General features: G+C 67.8%; 19 protein-coding genes and 1 tRNA gene. 9 read left to right on the top strand and 11 right to left on the bottom strand.

Annotated elements, in window-relative coordinates; translation table 11 throughout:
• Positions 1 to 104 precede the first annotated feature (104 nt).
• Positions 105 to 968, top strand: coding sequence for a zinc metalloprotease HtpX (gene htpX, locus ACQEXA_RS24775; protein WP_359395303.1), 864 nt, complete (start codon positions 105 to 107; stop codon positions 966 to 968).
• Positions 965 to 1,357: a YccF domain-containing protein gene (locus ACQEXA_RS24770; RefSeq protein WP_433131054.1), complete on the top strand. Its 393-nt coding sequence runs from the start codon at positions 965 to 967 to the stop codon at positions 1,355 to 1,357. Before htpX ends, ACQEXA_RS24770 begins: the two co-directional genes overlap by 4 nt.
• Positions 1,358 to 1,759: 402 nt before the next feature.
• Here ACQEXA_RS24770 and ACQEXA_RS24765 read toward each other — a convergent pair whose 3' ends face one another.
• Positions 1,760 to 3,022: an APC family permease gene (locus ACQEXA_RS24765; protein WP_433131052.1), complete on the bottom strand. Its 1,263-nt coding sequence runs from the start codon at positions 3,020 to 3,022 to the stop codon at positions 1,760 to 1,762.
• A gap of 183 nt (positions 3,023 to 3,205) precedes the next feature.
• Between ACQEXA_RS24765 and ACQEXA_RS24760 the strand changes: the two genes are divergently transcribed.
• Positions 3,206 to 3,472, top strand: a complete 267-nt coding sequence (locus ACQEXA_RS24760; protein ID WP_359411111.1) for a GlsB/YeaQ/YmgE family stress response membrane protein — start codon at positions 3,206 to 3,208, stop codon at positions 3,470 to 3,472.
• A gap of 101 nt (positions 3,473 to 3,573) precedes the next feature.
• On the opposite strand, the gene ACQEXA_RS24755 is transcribed toward ACQEXA_RS24760, so the two are convergent.
• Positions 3,574 to 4,062, bottom strand: coding sequence for a YajQ family cyclic di-GMP-binding protein (locus tag ACQEXA_RS24755; protein WP_359411109.1), 489 nt, complete (start codon positions 4,060 to 4,062; stop codon positions 3,574 to 3,576).
• 221 nt (positions 4,063 to 4,283) lie between these two features.
• Between ACQEXA_RS24755 and ACQEXA_RS24750 the strand changes: the two genes are divergently transcribed.
• Together ACQEXA_RS24750 and ACQEXA_RS24745 are read left to right on the top strand one after the other, a co-directional pair.
• A tRNA-Tyr gene (locus ACQEXA_RS24750) sits at positions 4,284 to 4,365 on the top strand.
• 395 nt (positions 4,366 to 4,760) lie between these two features.
• Positions 4,761 to 4,982, top strand: a complete 222-nt coding sequence (locus ACQEXA_RS24745; protein ID WP_433131050.1) for a hypothetical protein — start codon at positions 4,761 to 4,763, stop codon at positions 4,980 to 4,982.
• A gap of 190 nt (positions 4,983 to 5,172) precedes the next feature.
• On the opposite strand, the gene ACQEXA_RS24740 is transcribed toward ACQEXA_RS24745, so the two are convergent.
• The 3 genes from ACQEXA_RS24740 to ACQEXA_RS24730 form a co-directional block, all read right to left on the bottom strand.
• Positions 5,173 to 5,445, bottom strand: a complete 273-nt coding sequence (locus ACQEXA_RS24740; RefSeq protein ID WP_433131048.1) for a hypothetical protein — start codon at positions 5,443 to 5,445, stop codon at positions 5,173 to 5,175.
• A 733-nt stretch (positions 5,446 to 6,178) separates the two neighbouring features.
• Positions 6,179 to 6,724: an AAA family ATPase gene (locus ACQEXA_RS24735; protein WP_433131046.1), complete on the bottom strand. Its 546-nt coding sequence runs from the start codon at positions 6,722 to 6,724 to the stop codon at positions 6,179 to 6,181.
• On the bottom strand, positions 6,721 to 7,479 hold the full coding sequence (locus ACQEXA_RS24730; RefSeq protein ID WP_433131044.1) for a GntR family transcriptional regulator: 759 nt from the start codon (positions 7,477 to 7,479) through the stop codon (positions 6,721 to 6,723). Before ACQEXA_RS24730 ends, ACQEXA_RS24735 begins: the two co-directional genes overlap by 4 nt.
• Before the next feature lie 282 nt (positions 7,480 to 7,761).
• Here ACQEXA_RS24730 and ACQEXA_RS24725 point away from each other — a divergent pair, with 282 nt between their 5' ends.
• The 4 genes from ACQEXA_RS24725 to ACQEXA_RS24710 are packed head-to-tail and all read left to right on the top strand — an operon-like array spanning position 7,762 to position 11,052.
• Entirely contained in the window at positions 7,762 to 8,217 is a 456-nt protein-coding gene (locus ACQEXA_RS24725) for a hypothetical protein (RefSeq protein ID WP_433131042.1), read from the top strand.
• A complete protein-coding gene (gene repSA, locus ACQEXA_RS24720; protein ID WP_433131040.1) occupies positions 8,214 to 9,638 on the top strand; it encodes a replication initiator protein RepSA in 1,425 nt (474 codons plus the stop codon). Before ACQEXA_RS24725 ends, repSA begins: the two co-directional genes overlap by 4 nt.
• Positions 9,639 to 9,640: 2 nt before the next feature.
• Positions 9,641 to 9,841: an excisionase family DNA-binding protein gene (locus tag ACQEXA_RS24715; RefSeq protein WP_433131038.1), complete on the top strand. Its 201-nt coding sequence runs from the start codon at positions 9,641 to 9,643 to the stop codon at positions 9,839 to 9,841.
• Complete coding sequence (locus ACQEXA_RS24710; RefSeq protein WP_433131036.1) at positions 9,841 to 11,052, top strand: tyrosine-type recombinase/integrase; 1,212 nt, start codon at positions 9,841 to 9,843, stop codon at positions 11,050 to 11,052. Before ACQEXA_RS24715 ends, ACQEXA_RS24710 begins: the two co-directional genes overlap by 1 nt.
• A 225-nt stretch (positions 11,053 to 11,277) precedes the next feature.
• Here the strand turns inward: ACQEXA_RS24710 and ACQEXA_RS24705 are convergent, their stop codons facing one another.
• The 6 genes from ACQEXA_RS24705 to ACQEXA_RS24680 all read right to left on the bottom strand — a co-directional run bounded on the left by ACQEXA_RS24705 (position 11,278) and on the right by ACQEXA_RS24680 (position 17,851).
• The gene (locus ACQEXA_RS24705; RefSeq protein ID WP_432931270.1) at positions 11,278 to 12,690 is read right to left on the bottom strand and encodes a site-specific integrase; all 1,413 of its coding nucleotides are present in this window, start codon (positions 12,688 to 12,690) and stop codon (positions 11,278 to 11,280) included.
• A 57-nt stretch (positions 12,691 to 12,747) separates the two neighbouring features.
• Positions 12,748 to 12,936, bottom strand: coding sequence for a helix-turn-helix transcriptional regulator (locus ACQEXA_RS24700; RefSeq protein WP_432931272.1), 189 nt, complete (start codon positions 12,934 to 12,936; stop codon positions 12,748 to 12,750).
• 480 nt (positions 12,937 to 13,416) lie between these two features.
• Positions 13,417 to 14,892 carry an ATP-binding protein gene (locus tag ACQEXA_RS24695; RefSeq protein ID WP_432931274.1) on the bottom strand — a complete coding sequence of 492 codons (1,476 nt, stop codon included), beginning with the start codon at positions 14,890 to 14,892 and terminating at the stop codon, positions 13,417 to 13,419.
• Between the two features lie 2 nt (positions 14,893 to 14,894).
• On the bottom strand, positions 14,895 to 15,755 hold the full coding sequence (locus ACQEXA_RS24690) for a bifunctional DNA primase/polymerase (protein WP_433131034.1): 861 nt from the start codon (positions 15,753 to 15,755) through the stop codon (positions 14,895 to 14,897).
• Positions 15,756 to 15,844: 89 nt separating this feature from the next.
• A complete protein-coding gene (locus ACQEXA_RS24685) occupies positions 15,845 to 16,879 on the bottom strand; it encodes an IS630 family transposase (protein WP_433131032.1) in 1,035 nt (344 codons plus the stop codon).
• Positions 16,880 to 17,509: 630 nt separating this feature from the next.
• Positions 17,510 to 17,851, bottom strand: coding sequence for a helix-turn-helix domain-containing protein (locus tag ACQEXA_RS24680; RefSeq protein ID WP_432939428.1), 342 nt, complete (start codon positions 17,849 to 17,851; stop codon positions 17,510 to 17,512).
• Positions 17,852 to 17,859: the final 8 nt, after the last annotated feature.

Raw genomic sequence — 17,859 nt, 5'->3', positions numbered from 1 at the left:
TGTCCGCCTGGCGTTGACCAGTGCAGGAGGGTCCACTGAGAAGTGGAGTCAACAGCATCCGCAGACAAAAGGGTTCCCCTGCCGCACCACTTGGAGGGCGTACCGTGCACCGCCGGCACAACGGGCTCAGGACGGCAGTACTCCTCGGGGGACTGTCCGCAATCATCATCGTCATCGGCAGCTTCTTCGGCCGTACGGGCCTGATCGTCGCGCTCCTCATCGCCATCGGCACGAACGCCTACGCGTACTGGAACAGCGACAAGCTGGCTCTACGCGCGATGCGCGCGCGCCCGGTGAGCGAGTTCGAGGCCCCCGCGCTGTACCGCATGGTCCGCGAGCTCTCCAACCAGGCCCGCCAGCCCATGCCCCGCCTCTACATCTCGCCGACGGAAGCCCCCAACGCCTTCGCGACCGGCCGTAACCCGCGCAACGCAGCCGTGTGCTGCACCGACGGCATCCTCCGTCTCCTCGACGAGCGCGAACTGCGCGGCGTCATCGGGCACGAGCTGAGCCATGTCTACAACCGCGACATCCTGATCTCGTCGGTCGCCGGCGCCCTCGCCTCGGTGATCATGTTTTTGGTGAACTTCGCCTGGCTGATCCCGGTCGGCCGTTCGGACGACGACGACGGCCCGGGCATTCTCGGACTGCTGCTGATCATGATTCTGGGTCCACTCGCCGCGACCCTCATCCAGTTGGCCATCAGCCGCTCCAGGGAGTACGAGGCGGACGCCTCCGGCGCCCAGCTGACTGGCGACCCCCTCGCCCTGGCCAGCGCCCTGCGCAAGCTGGAGGTGGGCACCAAGCAGCTTCCGCTGCCGCCCGAGCCGCGCATCGAGACAGCGAGCCACATGATGATCGCGAATCCCTTCCGTCCGGGCCAGGGACTCGCAAAGATGTTCTCCACACACCCGCCGATGGCGGAGCGCATCGCCCGGCTCGAGCAGATGGCAGGGCGTCGCCGATGAGGACAATCCTGAACGTCATCTGGCTCGTACTGAGCGGCTTCTGGCTGTTCCTCGGATACCTGCTGGCGGGCGTGCTGCTCTGCATCACCATCATCGGCATCCCGTTCGGCATCGCGGCCTTCCGTATCGGCGTGTACGCGCTGTGGCCCTTCGGCTATACGACGGTTGAGCGCCGCGACGCGGGAGCCCCCTCCTGCATCGGCAACGTGCTGTGGTTGATCCTGGCGGGCTGGTGGCTTGCCCTCGCCCACATCGCCACAGGCATCGCTCTGTGCCTCACGATCATCGGCATCCCGTTCGGCATCGCCAACTTCAAGCTCATCCCGGTCTCGCTGCTGCCCCTGGGCCGGGAGATCGTGCGCACGGACGAGCCCTTCGCGCCGCGCTGACCGGCGGGCCGATGGCCCGCCCGGTCCAGGGCGGAACTGCCTCGGCAGGGGCACTGAGGCATCGTTGGGCGGGTGGCCGAGGGCTGTCCGGTCGGCGAGGCAAGGCCACTTCCCCCGGACGGCTGAGACCGGGGTTATCCACAGGCCGCCCCACCGTCACGCCGCGCCCTGCATCATGAACCCATGACCGAGACCGAGCAGTTGCCGGACAGGGGGGCGAAACGGGCCCGCGACTCCCGCACGCAGGACTGGCTTTTGCTCCCCGCGCCCATCGAGAAGTCCACAGACGGCACGGACCAGCCGCGGAGGCCCGACTTGACGATACGTACGGCCATAGCGTCGCGGGCTTCACAGCCGACCGTCGGCGCGACAGCGGCAGTGCACTGAAACCCCGGCTGGTGGCTAGCGCGCGGCCACCCAGCGTCGTACGCCGTACACCAGCGCCCCCAGGCACACCACGCCCGCGCCCACGACCACCGATACGCCGGGCAGTGCGAACGCCAGTGTGAGGCACCCCAGCAGCCCGACGGCGGGTGCGATACGCGAAGCCGGCGACGAATCGATCGTCCAGGCAGAGGCGTTGGCGATGGCGTAGTACACCAGCACCCCGAAGGAGGAGAAACCGATCGCGCCCCGCACGTCCACCGTCGCGGCGAGCGCGGCCACCACGGCACCGATGGCCAACTCCGCCCAGTGCGGCACTTGGAAGCGTGGATGCACGGCCGCCAGCGCGCCAGGCAGGTGCCGGTCGCGCGCCATGGCCAGTGTCGTCCGCGAGACACCCAGGATGAGCGCCAGCAGCGAGCCCAGCGCGGCCACCGCGGCGCCCACCTGCACCACGGGCGCGAGAGCGGGTACACCAGCTGCCCGCACAGCGTCCGCCAGCGGTGCCGCCGCATGCCCGAGTCGATCCGCGCCGAGCACGGAAAGGACGGAGACAGCCACCGCCGCGTACACCACGAGGGTGATGCCCAGGGCGAGCGGGATCGCTCGCGGGATGGTGCGCGCAGGGTCCCGCACCTCCTCGCCGAGGGTGGCGATTCGCGCGTATCCGGCGAACGCGAAGAACAGCAGCCCGGCGGCCTGCAGCAAGCCACCGGCGCCACCGGAGCGGCCGACATCCAGCCGTGCGGCATCGGCAGCCCCGGAACCGAGACACACGACGACCACGCAGGCGAGGACCGGCAGGACCACCGCAACGATCACACGCGTCAGCAGGGCCGACTTCTGCATGCCGCCGTAGTTCACGGCGGTCAGCGCGACGACGGCCGCCACGGCCACAGCGTGCGCCTGTCCAGGCCAGACGTACGCACCCACGGTGAGTGCCATCGCCGCGCAGGAAGCGGTTTTCCCGACGACGAACGACCAGCCGGCCAGATACCCCCAGAACGCACCGAGCCGCTCGCGCCCGTATACGTAGGTGCCGCCCGAGGCGGGATAGAGGGCGGCCAGCCGGGCGGAGGAGGTCGCGTTGCAATAGGCGACCACAGCGGCCACGGCCAGCCCGATCAGTAGTGCGGACCCGGCCGCGTCCGCTGCCGGAGCCAGGGCTGCGAAGATCCCGGCGCCGATCATCGAACCGAGCCCGATGACCACGGCGTCCCCGACCCCGAGGGTCCGGCGCAACCCCACGCCACCGGGCTGCTGTGCCCTGGACTGTGTCATGGGGCGAACCATACTGATGCCTGCAACCGGCGGACTCGGCGAGGCGTCCTCCCCGACGACGGGCCCGCGCGAACGCAAGATCGAGCGAGACCGGCAACAGGACGAGCAGCGCAACGCATGAACACAGCCTGGCCGGAGCAGGAGCACAGCACAGGCGCAGCGCGGGAAGGCAGGGTTCAGGGCATGGGCATTGTCAGCTGGATCATTCTGGGGCTGTTGGCAGGGGCCATCGCCAAGTTCCTGCTGCCGGGCAAGGACCCCGGCGGCTTCATCGGCACCACTCTCATCGGCGTCGCGGGTGCCTTCATCGGCGGCTGGATCTCCGCGCGCTGGCTGCACCACCCGATCACCAAGCAGTTCTACGACGGCGCCACCTGGGCGGCCGCGATCGGCGGCTCGCTGGTGCTGCTGATCATCTACCGTCTTCTGTTCGGTGACTCACGCCGCTGAGCACCGCCCCACGCCGCAGTCGGCAGCAGAGAAGGGTGGGCGCCCGTCCGGGCGCCCACCCTTCTCATATCTCGTACCGTCCGTACTGGCCGACGGACGACCTACCTGTAGTTCACGAACTGCAGAGCGAAGTCGAAGTCCTTGCCCTTCAGGAGGGCGATCACAGCCTGGAGGTCATCGCGGCTCTTCGAGCTGACGCGCAGCTCCTCGCCCTGCACCTGCGCCTTGATGCCCTTCGGGCCCTCGTCGCGGATGATCTTCGCCACCTTCTTCGCGTTGTCCTGGGAGATGCCCTCCTCGATCGACGCGAAGATCTTGTATTCCTTGCCCGAAAGCTGCGGTTCGCCGGCGTCCAGGGACTTCAGGGAGACCCCGCGCTTGACCAGCTTCGACTGGAAGACGTCGAGGATGGCGTTCACCCGGTCCTCGGAGTTGGCCTGCATCAGGATCTTGTCGCCGGACCAGGAGATAGAGGCGCCGACGTTCTTGAAGTCGTAGCGCTGCGAGATCTCCTTGGCGGCCTGGTTGAGGGCGTTGTCGACCTCCTGCCGCTCGACCTTCGAGACGATGTCGAAACTGGAGTCGGCCATGTCCTGTGGCTCCTTGTATCGGGATGGATCGGGTACGTGCAGGCGTGCGGGAGCGCGGCCGCCTGGCCCGGCATCGATCCGGGCCGCATCCGGCTAAGCCTAGCCACCCACCCGCCTCAGAGCGCCGATCTATCGGGTGGCGAAGCACCCCTGTGCATCAGGTATCGTTTACGTCGTTGCCAGGGGCCACCGCGAAAAACGGCTCTGAAGCAGCAATCCTTGGCGGTGTGCCCGAGCGGCCAAAGGGAGCAGACTGTAAATCTGCCGGCTCAGCCTTCCCAGGTTCGAATCCTGGCGCCGCCACGCTAATGAGAATCGGCCCCTGACCAGCAAGTTTGGTCAGGGGCCGATCTCTTGTGCGATCGCTTCCTCTCCCCGTTGTTCCCCGCTGGTTCCCCCTCGTTCTGGCACGCGTGTGGCGCGGCCCAGCGTGGCTGTGAGTCCGGTGCTACGTTCCGGCACTCTTGCGGCCCGCCTCGGCGACCTTGATCACATCGTCCGGGCGCGATCAGTAGCCGAAGAAGTGAAGGGCCAGGTCTCTGACCTGCGGGCCAACCACTACTCACTCCCCTGAGCTGCGGGGGAGCGGTCAGCTGTTGTCATCGTTGTGCACCCCTGGCCACCCTCGCACGGCCCAGGAACGGCCCCACCGGTGACTGACGCTTGGTGCTGGCAAGATCTGCAGGGGAGGGGTGGGCATGGACATCGTGGAACTCATGGAATGGCTGATCGAGCAGGGGTGCTGCGCAGTCTTCAAAGCTGACGGCGAGCGCACCCCGGGCACACGATGGATGGTGATCGTCTCTGGCGGAGCCTTGGGCGAGGATTCGTTCTTTCGTACTGACCAGCCCTCGCCGGACGCATGTCTTCAAGACCTGCTTGACCACCTTGAGACTGCTGGACTCTCTCCCTTCGCCTGAGGGCCGACGGCTGCACTGATCTTGAAAACCGTCGTGGCGCGAGTCACCGTGGGTTCAAATCCCACACCCACCGCAGGTGAAAGGCCCCTGACCAGCAAGATCGGTCGGGGGCCTTCGCCATGCCTGATGCCCGCTCCGCACCGCTGTTGCCCGTGGTTCCCCGTCCGATCGGGCACGCGAGGGACACGACTTACTCCGGGGGCGACAACTCGTGCGGGAGATCGCAAGCGTCCCGCTCCAGGTGCAGGCGACGGAGCTCTCGTAGCTCGGCGACGGGAAAGGGATGCTGCACCCACTTCTTCAGGTACCCGTCCTCGCCGTGCAGCCGAAGGACGTCTTGCGCGGCTTCCATGACCACGTGACCGATAGTGCTGCGCGACTGGACTGAGCTCCACAAGAGCTCGCCTTCGTCGTCCGGCAGATTGAAGCTCTTGAACATGTCAGGGAACAGGTAGATACCCATCTCGACGGCTGTCCCGCGGCTGTTGAGGACCCACCTCACTTCTGGGGGCTCCAAGTCGAACGAGAACCGCCGAGTAGCGTCAGGTCCGTACAGTCCTGCAACGCCAACGAGTAGATCAGCAAGAGCATTCGTGCAGTAGCTCGGACTGCACTTCTGCTCCGACTCACCATCCGCGATTCGATACGTTGCCCAACCAGATCCGGTCAGACTCCAACTGAACTGGAGATCACTCGACACTTGATCCCTCCCCTGTGATCGTCTGCGGAGACGGTACATACCTCCCTGACCCACCACTCACCCCAGCTCCCATCCCGTCTGCCGTCGACCCACACACCGTGGAGCGGGCGTGGTTCAGGGCGTCAAGGTGGAGCGCGCCACTGTACGAACGACCTTGACGCCCTGGGCCGCGACTGCTCGGCTCTGCCTGGGTCGACGGCAGACGGGATGGGAGCACCCCGCGCACGCCACACCCGGCTGGCACTCGCGAACGGCGCCCCCGCCATCTCGGAGCCTGAGCGCCCCCGCCGGAGGCATGCTCTGGCCGGGCCACTCCGTGTCCAGGTCTCTACTCATGGGCCGTAGCTCGCTGCGGCCCCAGGGGCCGACCCCGGCGCCGAAGGCGCAGAGGGGTCGGGCCCCAGGGGCCAGCCCGCGCTCGCGCGGGCACTTGATGAGGTAGAGAAACCTGTAACTGAACAGGGCTCGGGTTCGGGCCCCGCGGGACTCGTGCAGGTCAGTCGGCTTCAAGGGCCTTCAGAACGGGTTCAGGGTCGCCGTTGTAGATCATGTGCGGCTCACCGGACTCAGGAGGCGCGAACCGGGCGCGGTAGCGCAGCAAGTCGCTTTCGGCGAAGTAGATCGAGTTCGGGTCGGCTTCATGTCGGGCATTCCGCTTGCTCACGCGCGACCACAGCTCATCGTGGCTGGCCTCCAGGTACACCAGTACTACGCTGGCGCCTGCCTCGGTCGCGAGTGATCGCCATCGAGCGCGGTCGTTCGGCGTCCAGAAGCCATGATCGACCACCACGTCTTGCCCGGCCCTGAGCTGCTGCTGAAGTTCCACCGAGATCTCTTCGAGTACAGGTCGTTCGAGGGTCGGGAACGTTCCTCGTGGGAAGTCGACCCCGTAGACACCGTGTCGTCGGTACATCTCCTCGTCCGGGCAAAGCCGTATGAAGCCTCGGGCGGTGAGCGCACGCGAAAGCGTGGTCTTGCCCGAGCCGGGGAGCCCTGCCATCAAGACACAGAACGGTCGGCGGCTGTTGTCGGTGGCCGTCACTGGGCGACTTCCGATTCCGTCCGCCACGTGCGGCCTGGGCTTCCAAGGTCGACCCCGTACTCAACGGCTTCGCCCTCGCTGTCGACGAACTTCGCAGTCATCACGACCACGGGGTCGGTCAGCGGTCTCGCCGGGTCAAGCTCCAGGAGCTTGGCGTCCTCCGGCGTCAGCAGGCGAGCCGATGCGGTGTCGACTCGGCGAGCGATCGGTCGGCCGGTGGCCTGAGCGATGAGCTGAAGCGACGTTCCCCCAGTCAGGCGCTCGCTCTTGGCGAGTTGCGGAATCAGCTGCCCGTATCGCGCGGGAATCCACGAGGTGGAGTGCGCGACGATGCCGTGCCGGTCGCGGTACACACGACGTCGCCGGATCACCTTGGAAGCTGGCGCGATGTCCAAGGCTTCTGCCACGTCCGCGGGCGCCGGCACTACTGCGGCGTGGTGTGAGTCAGACCTCTCACCTGATCCCCAGCTCGACCCTGTCCGGCGTCCTCGGTCCAAGCGCTGAGACCCGGAGGACATAGGGGATGGCCGGTCGAGAACCTCCGTGCCGATGCCGTGGATACCCCTGACAAGCCCCTCGCCGCGCAGCTTCCGAATCGCCTTCTCAGCGGTCGCGGCGCTGACCTTCCAGTCCTTCGCCAGGCTCTTGATGCTCGGCAAGAGCGTGCCCGGTCCCAGCTCGCCGGAAGCGATCAGGTCCGCGTAGTGGGCGGCAATCTGCTCGTACGGTGCTCGATTGTCGGCCTGATCCGACATTACGTCAGCTCCCTTGTCTCCGTTGGTACTTGCCTACTGTACCCCTTGACACCCTAAGGTGCCCTAGGGCACCTTAGGCATATACCCGCCGATCGCATACGTCGACTGGTGAACGGCGCCTCAGACAGGGCGCTGATCGGCGAAAGTCCTGGTCAAACACAGCAAGGAGCGGCTTCCACCGCCAAGCAGACAGCCGCTCCCTGACCCTCGAAGGGCACACCCATCATGCCTGCTTCTCCTCTCGTCGTGACGGTTACCCGCTTACGGGCTTGCCCGGCCTGCATGGACGCTCGGTGCGCCGACCCGGCCGAGTGCTTGTACCTCCTCACCTCGCGCCCCTGGGCCGACTGCGTCAAGTGCGACGGCTCCGGCTGGGCGGGCGAAGACGTTGACCCGATGCAGATCTTCTGCGGCTACTGCGAGGGCTCGGGTCTGAACGAATACGGGGTCGGTCAGATCACTCCCAACCAGATCAGCGACCGCGCCAAGGAACGGCTTGCCGCGTACGTCGCCGCGCTGCGCGCCCGCGTCGTCTCCGCCCCGAAGCGGGGCCTGGCTCGTCCGGCCTGCCCCGGCTGTGGCTCGGACCGCTTCCCGTTGTGGACCCGTGTCCTGGTCGACGGGCTGATGGTCCTCACCCACGACGGTGACCTGATCTGCCCCGGCGACCCCACGTTCGGCGGCCTGACCGGTCCCGAGTCGCGGCCTAGGGTCGAGTCCGCGGGGGTGGCTGCGTGACGGTGTTCCCCGTCGCCCCTGAGGCCGTGGCCGGTGCTGCGGCCTCTTTGGGCACCGACCCTCTGACCCTTGCGGACCTGCTTCGGGTGGCGAATGCGCCGGGCTTCGACCGCTGGCAGGACCAGGTTCGCCGTACCGGTGGGTGCTCCCACCCGATCCGCCTCGCGGGCCAGACCGTGACCCGCGACCGTGCGACCGGTGACGTCCTCTACTCCTACAGCACCGAGACCGAGCCGGGCGGCATGCTGCGGGTGGCGTGCGGCAACCGGCGGGCCTCCCGCTGCCCGTCCTGCGCCTGGACCTACGCGGGGGACACGTACCACCTGATCCGGGCCGGGATCACGGGTGACCTGAACAAGGGCGTCTCGACCGTGGTCGGGGATCACCCGCGGGTCTTCGCCACCCTGACGGCCCCGTCGTTCGGGCCCGTGCACAACCGGCCGGACTCCGGGCGCTGCCGCTGCGGCACCTCCCACACCGACGACGACCCCGCCTTGGGGACGGCGCTCTATCCGGGCCGGTACGACTACGCGGGCGCGGTGCTGTTCAACAACTTTGCCGGGGACCTGTGGCGCCGGTTCACCATCTACCTGCGCCGGGAGATCGCCGCTCGTGCGGGCCTGACCCAGTCGGCGCTGAAGGAGGTGTGCCGGGTCTCCTTCGGCAAGGTCGCCGAGTTCCAGAAGCGGGGCGCCGTGCACTTCCACGCGGTGGTGCGCCTGGACGGCCCGGACGGGCCCGACTCGGCTTCGCCGGCGTGGGCCACCGTTGCTCTCCTGGACGACGCGATCCGGGCGGCTGCTGGGCGGGTCTCCGTGCAGGTACCGGCTGCCGGGGAGTTCCCCGCCCGCGTGCTGCGCTGGGGTGACCAGGTCGACGTGCAGCCGATCGGCGCCCTGGGCGAGGAGGAGCTGACCGAACAGGCGGTCGCCTCCTACGTCGCCAAGTACGCGACGAAAGCGGCCGAGACGACCGGGACCGTGGACCACCGGATCGGGGAGCTGTCCGAGCTGGACAGGTTGGCGTTGCCCGCCCACACGCGGCGGCTGATCGAAGCGTGCTGGGACCTGGACGACGCCTACCCGGAGCGAATGCTCGCGCGCTGGGCCCACATGCTCGGCTTCCGCGGGCACTTCTCCACCAAGTCCCGCCGTTACTCGACCACCCTGAGCGCGCTGCGCCAGGTGCGGGCCGACTACCGGGCCCGGCAGGAACGCCGCGAGCGCGGGCTCTCCGAGGACCTCGACGACTCGGAGGGCTCCACGCTCGTGCTCGCCCACTGGACCTACGCCGGACAGGGCCACACCCCCGGCGAGTCCTGGCTCGCCGCAACCATCGCGAAGGAGATCCGACTGAACCGAGAGACCGCACGCGAAGCGCTCGCAGACCTGGCCGACCGTGAGACCGAGGGGGAGTGGTGACCATGGATCGACTGCTCACCGTGCAAGAGGTCGCCGAAGCCCTTGGCACGGGCGTCCGCTTCCCCAGGCGCCTGATCGAGGAACGCCGGATCACCTTCGTGAAGGTCGGTCGACACGTCCGCATCCCAGAGAGCGCGGTAGCCGAGTACATCACCGCCAACACGGTGCATCGCGTGGTCCGTCGGCTCAGGGCGGTGATCTGATGCCCAGCAACCGGGGGCGGCGCCGGCGCTTTGGCGCAGTCCGGCAACTCACGTCCGGGCGTTGGCAGGCTCGGTACCGTGATCCGGCGACTGGCCTACTGCGGCCCGCGCCATACACCTTCACGACCAAGACTGACGCTGACCTGTGGCTCACCACCACTGAGGCGGAGATCATCAAGGGCACGTTCCTCGACCCGAGCGCGGGGAAGATCACCGTTGCCGAGTGGGGCAAGCGGTGGTTCGACTCGGCTTCTCCGCACCTGAAGCGACGGACGGCGACGCTCTACGCCGGACTGATCCGGCTGTGGATCAATCCGCGGGTCGGTGGCTACGAACTGTCGGCGGTGCGCCCGATCCACGTCAAAGAGTGGCTGGCCGGACTCCAGAAGGTGGGCCTGAGCGCCTCGCGCACTCGTACCGCCTACCGGGTGCTGTCTCAGATCTTCGCGTCCGCGGTCGACAACGACCTGATCGCGGTCACGCCATGCCGGGGGATCAAGCTTCCGCGGCTGCCCGAGACCGAACCGCACATCCTGAGCACACGTGAGGTCGAACGCCTGATCTCGAACTTGAACCGGCCGCATGACCTCCTGGTCAAGCTCCTCGCGTACGCCGGGCTGCGGATCGGTGAGGCGTTCGCCCTGCGGCGGAAGGATGTGGACCTGGTGAACGGCCTGATCTGGGTGGATGAGGCATTGGCAGAGGACGCCGGGCAACTGTTCTTCGACACCCCCAAGTCGCACCAGAAGCGGCCGTTGACGCTGCCCGCGTACCTGGTTCGGGAACTTCAGGACCACCTGACGGCACGGGTGCCCGATGCCCCGGAGTCGCTGCTGTTCCTCGGTCGCACGGGGCGACCGCTCCGGTACAACTCATGGCGTCGGACGCACTTCGACAAGGCCGTGAACCGCGCCGGCCTGAAGGACGTCACCCCGCAGGATCTCCGAGCGACGCACGCCTCCCAGGTAGCGGATCGGCACGGCGTGATGGCGGCGGCCAAGCGGCTCGGCCACTCGAACGCGAGCGTCACGACTCGGCACTACGCGCGGTCTCGGGATGGCCAGGATGCGGAGATCGCGAAGGAACTCAACGCCGATCACGAGAGGGCCAAGCGGGCTCGTGCCAGGAAGGCCAAGGAGGCGGGCGACGTGGCACGAACGTTGCACGAAGAGAAGGGCGATGCTCCCGAGTTCGGTGACCAGGGCGGTTGACCTGCGCAGACGCTCCGGTGTGCCTGATCGTTCACCGGAGTCTGTAAATCTGCCGGCTCAGCCTTCCCAGGTTCGAATCCTGGCGCCGCCACTCTAGAGAAAACCCCCTCTGATCTGCGGAGACGCAGGCCGGAGGGGGTCTTTTCATTCCCCGTCGATGACGTTCGAGTAGATCCGAAAAACACCGACTTGTCTCACCTGGTCACGCTGGAATCTCGGCGCTGATCAGCGTGTGTCCCCCAGCCGTCCCCCGGGGGACGGGCCGATCTCGCCCCACTCCTCCAGCGCAGCCTCGATCCGCTCGTTCGCGCGGTGCTGGGTCTGGGCCAGCACCTTGGCGTAGACACGGAAGAGCACCGCGATGCTGTGGCCAGCTCGCCGCGCGCACTCCAGGGGATCCACTCCAGAACTGAGCCAGAGAGACACTCCTGCGTGACGAAGATCATAAGGGCGACGGGCCAGGAGGGAGACCGCTTCGACTGGGCTGAGCACTTCCTGCCGGGCCCTTGCCCACACTTCGCCGTAGCCGGTCTCCTGAAGCACGCCGTTGCGGTTGGTGCGGAAGAGTCGGCCGCCCGGGGCGGTTCCGTACCGTTCGACGTGCGCCCGCAAGATGTGCACGAAGTGCGGAGGGATAGGCACAGGGCGTGAGTCCTTCTTCGCGCGGGCCTTCAGGTGACGGTCCTCGTGGGCCCGGCCGTCGTCAGTCCAGCCCGTACCGGCGCGCACCACTCCCTGCCGCAAAGTCAGCGTTCCCCAACCAGTCTCAGGCAAGTGACACTGAGGCAGAGTCAGCGCTGCTGCCTCGGCCGGCCGCATTGCGGCGTAGTACAGGCACCCGAAGAAGGCTTCCAAATGCGCACCGCGCGCTCCCTGCCCGCGTACTCCTTTGAGCAGAGCGCGGACTTGACGCGGATTGGCGACGCTCTCGGGGTCGACTTCCTCCACCGACTTCGGGGCCGTCCACTTAACCGTTGTGAGTGGATTGACCGGGACGGCGAAGTACTGGGCTTCTACCGCCATGCCGAGCACGTCGCTTAAACAGGCCCGCTTGCGTCGAGCAGTGCGCGGAGCCGCAGGAGTGCCGTCCAGCTTGAGTGAGAGGGCGTCCAGAGCCTTACGAACGGTGGCCGGATTTTCCAGGGCGGAGATCGGCAACGAATTCTTCGCGATCCATCGCAGGGCCGCCGCAACCTCGTTGGGCTGCTCCTCACCCCAACGGTTCTTGTTGTAGGCCCAGCCGTACAGCGCGGTGCGCAAGACTCGCGCGTCCGGACAACCCACGGCCGACTTCACCAGGGCGGGAGTAATGGAGGCCAGGGCGTCCGCGTAGTTTTTACGAGACTTCGCGGGCGCCGCAGCCCACTTGCGGTCGATGTAGGCGCGGCTGTGCTCATACCAGGAGACCGCGCCTTGTGCGGAGCGCACCTCCGAGACTGGAAGGCCCGTGTCCTCGTCGAACTGCTCACCGCGTCGGACTGCTGCCATCAGCTCGGATCGTCGTCCGTCGGCTTGGGCCTTGAGTTGGTAGCTCTTGGAGTGCTTCCGCTGGCCGACCAGCCACCGCACCCGATAGGGCTTGGGGCGCTCGCGGCGTACTTCGATCGCGTACAGGCGAACGTCGTAGGTGAGGGACATGTTCCTCCACGAACAGGGGCCCGCCGGATTCCCGGCGGGCCCAGAGGCAATGACAAGTTAGGCAGCGCCCAGCTCGCAGTTCTCCCACCAGGCGTCGAGGTCGCTGCGGCGGCAGCGGATCTGACCATTGGGGAGCTTGATGAGCTTGGGAGCCTTACCGCGAGCGCGCATGCGGTAGAAAGCGGCGCGGCTCATGCCGATCTCTGCGAGGACTTCGGGGAGCTTGAGCATCTGGGGGCGTGCCACAGCGGACTCCTTCGAGGCTTCGGTCATGACGGGCTGTTGACCCGATGGGGCTTGTAGCTGTCCGAGGTTCGGATTTCTGCGTCATTGCGTCATCGGCGTCACTTGCGCTTCTGACCTGCGGTTTTCCGTGACGCGGTGATTAGGGGGGTGCGTCATCGGCCCGTCACTGGGTGCGTCATCAGGTGACGCAGGTGACGCAGGTGACGCAGGTGACGCAGGATGACGCAGAGACTGGAGTCTGCGTCATGACTGTCGTCGCAGGTCAGGGGCTGCTTTTCGGCCTGCGTGACGCAGATGACGCAGCGTCTTCCCTCTTAGGACAAAAGAGGGGTGGGTGTCTGTTGTGGTGCGCGCCTTACAGCGTGAAGAAGGAGCCGCTGCGCGGCGCGTCCTTGGGGCGGCGCGTTGCGCCGAACAGCAAGAGGAGCACGCCGGGCCGGTGGTGCTCTTCTTGCTTGTCCGGGCGGGTGTGGTCGCGGGTCAGAACACCCGCTTCTGCTCGTGTGGGGGCGGGGTGGTCAGGCGGGTCATTTCGAGGTAGCGGCCCGCGCTGGTGCGCCCCGAGTCGATGAGGACGCCACGGGCGGCCAGGGTCGGTTGGAGGCGCTTGAGTCGGTCGGAGAGGACTTTGCCCGTGGTCGGCCACCCCTTCGGCAGGGGCCGCACCTCATCACTGCTGTAGAGGCCGCTGAGGAGGTGCAGCCACTCGGTGGACGTCATCCGCTGGTCCGCGCCCGGGGCGATCGTGTCGGCGTGCGTGAGGACCGTCTGCGCGAGCAGATCGCCCTCGATCACGTCGTCGTTCAGGTCGTCCAGACTGGCCCGGTACGCGGTGAGCGCCCCGAGCCCGGTCGCGACATCGAGCTGTGCGCAGAGGTGGGCGAAGTCCGCCATCCGCAGATCAGTAGGCGTCTCGGCCTCCGCCCCGCGGACCTTCACCGTGAGGTCCAGGAGCGAGCCGAGAACGACGGGCAGAACTTCCGCGTACTCCGCCCACAGTTCCGCCTCGGTGCGGCGGACTTTCGGGCGTTCCAGACGCAGCGGTAGGAGCCGTTCTGCCAGGTCAGGCCGGATGACGCCAACGTCGATCCCAGTCAGAAGCAGGGGGCGGCGGTAACCGACGCGGAACACGTCCCCATCGGTCCACAGGGCGCGCTTGACGTTCTCGGCGCCGGTCACGATGCAGCACATCGCGTCGGACAGGTCCGGGGTCATATGGGACAGGTTGTCCAGCGCCGTGACCCACCCGGCCGCGACCGCCGCAATCAGGTTCTCCTCATCTTTCGGAGCTCGGCGCAGATCACCGCTCATGCCCTCCACGATCCGCACCAGCATGCGCCCGCCGGTGGACTTGCCCGCCCCCTGTGGGCCGGTAAGGAACGGGGCAGGCACGGGCACGGACGGACCGAGGCAGCCGATCAGCCAGGCGATGGCCAGGCACTCGGTCTCCGCGTTGGCGAAGTTGCAGAGCCTCAGCAACAGGTCGATGCCCTTGCCGTTGGTGTCCTTGGCCGGCAGGGGCAGTTCCCCGGTGAGCTGCGTACGTCGCCAGCACACCTCGCGCGGGTCGGGAACGGCGATCTCCCAGCCGGAGGGGTGGATGCGGACGGACTGCCCGTCGTCGCGGCCCAGGTCCAGCCACGTCGCGCCGTCAAAGCCCGGGGCAACGCGGATGTGAACGGACTGCACGTCCTCGCTCAGCGCCAGCGCTTCGATCAAGTCCAACGCCTCCTTGAGGGCGGTTCCGTTGAAGACGCCGTGCCCGTCCTTGAACAGGCCGACCATGAGTTCCTGGCGGTGGCTTCCCGTCGTGCCCTGGGAGCGCATCGGGCGGGCCACGGGGTGGCCGTTCCTCTGCGCGTACACGGTGCCGTCGGCGGTGCGGAAGTACCGGAAGTGGGCCCGGGCGTAGTCGGTGATGACTTCGCGGGCCGGGTTCTTCTCGTCGTCAGCCATGGTCACAGTCCCAACCAAGTCCGGGCGTTGGCCCACGCATCCGTGCAGTGCCGCGCGGTCTCGCCCTTGGTCTGTGCGGCGGTGAACAGGCGCGCAACGTGGGCGTCGGTGAGGCAGCCGCACCGGCCGTGCGTGGACAGCACCGCGAGGAACGTTCGATAGACCGTGGCATGCACCGCACTGGCAGCCTCGGTGATCTGCTGTTCTGCCATGGCGATGCCACCCTCCAGGTAGGCGGGTGTCCGATGGCGGCACTCTCCGCGCCCGGCCGGTGCGGTCGCGGTGACGGCCGCTGGCCGGACTGCGGTGGGCTCCTTCACGGCCAGTAACCGGACGACGTCCGGTAGCGCCGTCATCGTGCCGGTGCCGGTGCCGGGGCCAAGCCACCGTGCGTAGGCCATCGTGGACTTGATGTCCACGCCGGGCCGGACCGCGTTCGCGGACTGCATGGCCCCGAGGTAGAGCCAGTGCTCACCCCGCGTGGTGGGCACAGTCTGCGTGGCGGGCAGAGTCTCCCGAGCCCACGCGATGGCGTCGGCGTTGTCGAGGTCGACGACCGTGAGCCCGGCCCCGCCCGGGTGGTAGGCGACCGCGCTCGCGAGCAGCCAGGCGCGGCGCCACGGGCCGGAGCTGATGACGTCCGGGTCGGTGGTCGCAGCAGCCCAGGCATGGCAGGGTCCGGGGCAGGCGCACGGCCCCGGTGTCTTCATGTTCGGCCGCCCACCACAGGCATTGTCGGCGCAGATCGAACAGTTGCCGAAGGGGACCTTCCCCGCTCGTAACGGCAACGTGGGCATGCCGGAGGCTGCCAGGGCCAATGCGGTACGCAGGTGCTCTCCCCGAGAGGGGGGCTGTTGGGTCATGCTGGAGTCCTCCACAGCTCTGTTGTGGGCAGGTGGACAAGGGCGGCCCCGCGGCTTTGGCGAGACGGTGGGGGCCGCCCTTGGCGTAGCTAAGCGGCTTGCCTGAAGTTCTGCGCGTAACTCTTCGGCAGCCAGGGCGAGGCCCAGGGTGCGGCGGTGGTCAGCATCTGGGTGGGTGAGCGCTGCCGGAAGAAGGCGTGGACCTGGCGCAGGCGGCCCGGCCAGGTGACGGCGGTGTTGGCAATGTGGGCCTTCAGCGCGGCCCAGATGCGCTCGACCGGGTTGTCGTGCGGGCTGTAGCGGGCGCCGAACAGCAGGCGCAGGCGGGGCTGGTCGGCCAGGTAGGCGGTCACCGCCTTCGCGTGATGAATGCTGTCGTTGTCGCAGACCACCGCGACGACCGGGGCGGCGGGGTAGGCGGCCAGCAGTAGCTGGAGGAAGGCGACGAAGGCGGCGGCATTGCGGCGGCCCAGGGTGTAGACCCAGGCGCCGGTGGCCACTTCCAGGGCCCCGAAGACGGTGGCCTGCCGGTTCTTGCCTGGGGTGGCCACCTGCTGCCGCGTCCCGCGCAGGATCCAGCTCGCCCGCACGTGCGGCAGTAGGTGCAGGTGGGTCTCGTCCTCGGCCCAGACCACCGACCCGTGGGGCAGGGCGGCGAGTTGGCGGCGCAGGGCGGCGAGGGTGCGCCTGCGCTCGGGGTCACCCCTGGCCACCAGGCGGGGCCGCCGCCAGGCCGCCTGTTCGCGAGTGTGCCGGTACACGGTGCGCAGGCTCATCTTCGGCCGGCCCAGGCGGCGCCAGATCCGGCGGATGGTCCACGGCCCGGGGCGGGTCAGCAGGCGGCGGATGCGCTCGCCCAGCCTCGGCCCGCCGAGCCGGGGCCGCCCCGCGCGGGGGCGATCGGCCAGGCCCGCCAGGCCGGCGGTGTTGTAGCGATGGATCCAGCGGCGCACCGTGGCCGGGTGGTAGCCGAGCAGCTCGCCGATCTCTCCTGCGGTCATGCCAGCCGCGGACAGCAGCACGATCACCGCGCGGGAGGCCTCTCGCCACCGGTGATGCAGCAGGTGATACAGGTGCTGGTACGCCGGACCGGGGCGGTTGGCGAACCCGGATGCCGGACGCATACTGGCCTTGACCTCGCCGGTTTTGTCGTAGTTTGGTCAACCTCGATACAACACCCGGCGAGGTCTTCTCGTCATCGAGGCCATCGCGCCAGGCCGCCGCTGCCGCTCCAGATTCCGCGCAGAACTTCAGGTCATCCGCTTAGGCGTGGACAGGTGATGGCTCACAAAGCATGTGGGGCGGGTTGACCTGCGTAAATGCACAATGCGGAAGCGCCCTCCGGAGCCGTGTGTTGCGACGCCAATGGGGCAGTCCTGATGACAACGAAGGCGCCTGCTCGTGGAGGACGCCACGTTCCAACGCCTTCCACCGCATCCGTGGCAGCTCACCGCGGATCTATAGGCCCGTCTGCCTCTCGTCTCTGTGGGGCCTGGGGCACGCACTGCCCCCAGGTGTCCCCCAATGAGAGTGGGTGAGTGGGAAGTTCCTGGTCAGAACATATGGAGCTAGCCCGCTGGAAGTCTGTCGGCTATGCCTACTCAGGTTCGAATCCTGGCGCCGCCACACGACCGAAAGGGTCCGTGACCAGCGAGAATGCTGGAGAACGGACCCTTTCGGCCCGGGGCGTCCGCTGAGTACAACCGCGGCTATGTCGCCGGCATCATCGCGGCCTACCGCTACGTCCACCGAACCTACTGCGGATTCGGGCCCCGCTGATCGGCAGGCGCCCCTGCTGCCGGGCCTCCAGAGAGGGTCCCGGTAGTTCTCGCCGAGAAACCAACGGAGTAGCCCCTGAGCGGCGGCGATGCTGGGTTACGCGGGTCCTGTGGTCTGGCTGGGGACTTTGCTGAGGTGCGGTAGATGGTGGGGCGGGTGACGCCGAACTCGTCGGCGATCTGGTGGACGGTGTAGTCGCCGGAGTCGTACATCTCCCGGGCGAGCTTGACCTGGCGGGGGCCGAGCTTGGGTTTCTGGCCGCCGGTGCGGCCTCGGGCGCGGGCGGCTTCCAAGCCGTCCCTTGTTCTCTCCGACATCAAAGCGT

Source organism: Streptomyces sp. CA-106110 (genome assembly GCF_050936285.1).
Classification (GTDB): Bacteria; Actinomycetota; Actinomycetes; order Streptomycetales; family Streptomycetaceae; genus Streptomyces.
Note: the sequence above shows the minus strand (reverse complement) of the source record. Positions and strands in the feature narration are given on the sequence as shown.

Coding starts and splice junctions, on each gene's coding strand:
- ACQEXA_RS24680 (WP_432939428.1), bottom strand. CDS start 17,851: ATGTCGGAGAGAACAAGGGACGGCTTGGAAGCCGCCCGCGCCCGAGGC.
- ACQEXA_RS24695 (WP_432931274.1), bottom strand. CDS start 14,892: ATGGCTGACGACGAGAAGAACCCGGCCCGCGAAGTCATCACCGACTAC.
- ACQEXA_RS24740 (WP_433131048.1), bottom strand. CDS start 5,445: ATGGGTATCTACCTGTTCCCTGACATGTTCAAGAGCTTCAATCTGCCG.
- ACQEXA_RS24705 (WP_432931270.1), bottom strand. CDS start 12,690: ATGTCCCTCACCTACGACGTTCGCCTGTACGCGATCGAAGTACGCCGC.
- ACQEXA_RS24685 (WP_433131032.1), bottom strand. CDS start 16,879: ATGCGTCCGGCATCCGGGTTCGCCAACCGCCCCGGTCCGGCGTACCAG.
- ACQEXA_RS24745 (WP_433131050.1), top strand. CDS start 4,761: ATGGACATCGTGGAACTCATGGAATGGCTGATCGAGCAGGGGTGCTGC.
- ACQEXA_RS24760 (WP_359411111.1), top strand. CDS start 3,206: ATGGGCATTGTCAGCTGGATCATTCTGGGGCTGTTGGCAGGGGCCATC.
- ACQEXA_RS24770 (WP_433131054.1), top strand. CDS start 965: ATGAGGACAATCCTGAACGTCATCTGGCTCGTACTGAGCGGCTTCTGG.
- ACQEXA_RS24725 (WP_433131042.1), top strand. CDS start 7,762: ATGGACGCTCGGTGCGCCGACCCGGCCGAGTGCTTGTACCTCCTCACC.
- ACQEXA_RS24710 (WP_433131036.1), top strand. CDS start 9,841: ATGCCCAGCAACCGGGGGCGGCGCCGGCGCTTTGGCGCAGTCCGGCAA.
- ACQEXA_RS24715 (WP_433131038.1), top strand. CDS start 9,641: ATGGATCGACTGCTCACCGTGCAAGAGGTCGCCGAAGCCCTTGGCACG.
- ACQEXA_RS24730 (WP_433131044.1), bottom strand. CDS start 7,479: ATGTCGGATCAGGCCGACAATCGAGCACCGTACGAGCAGATTGCCGCC.
- ACQEXA_RS24690 (WP_433131034.1), bottom strand. CDS start 15,755: ATGACCCAACAGCCCCCCTCTCGGGGAGAGCACCTGCGTACCGCATTG.
- ACQEXA_RS24755 (WP_359411109.1), bottom strand. CDS start 4,062: ATGGCCGACTCCAGTTTCGACATCGTCTCGAAGGTCGAGCGGCAGGAG.
- ACQEXA_RS24765 (WP_433131052.1), bottom strand. CDS start 3,022: ATGACACAGTCCAGGGCACAGCAGCCCGGTGGCGTGGGGTTGCGCCGG.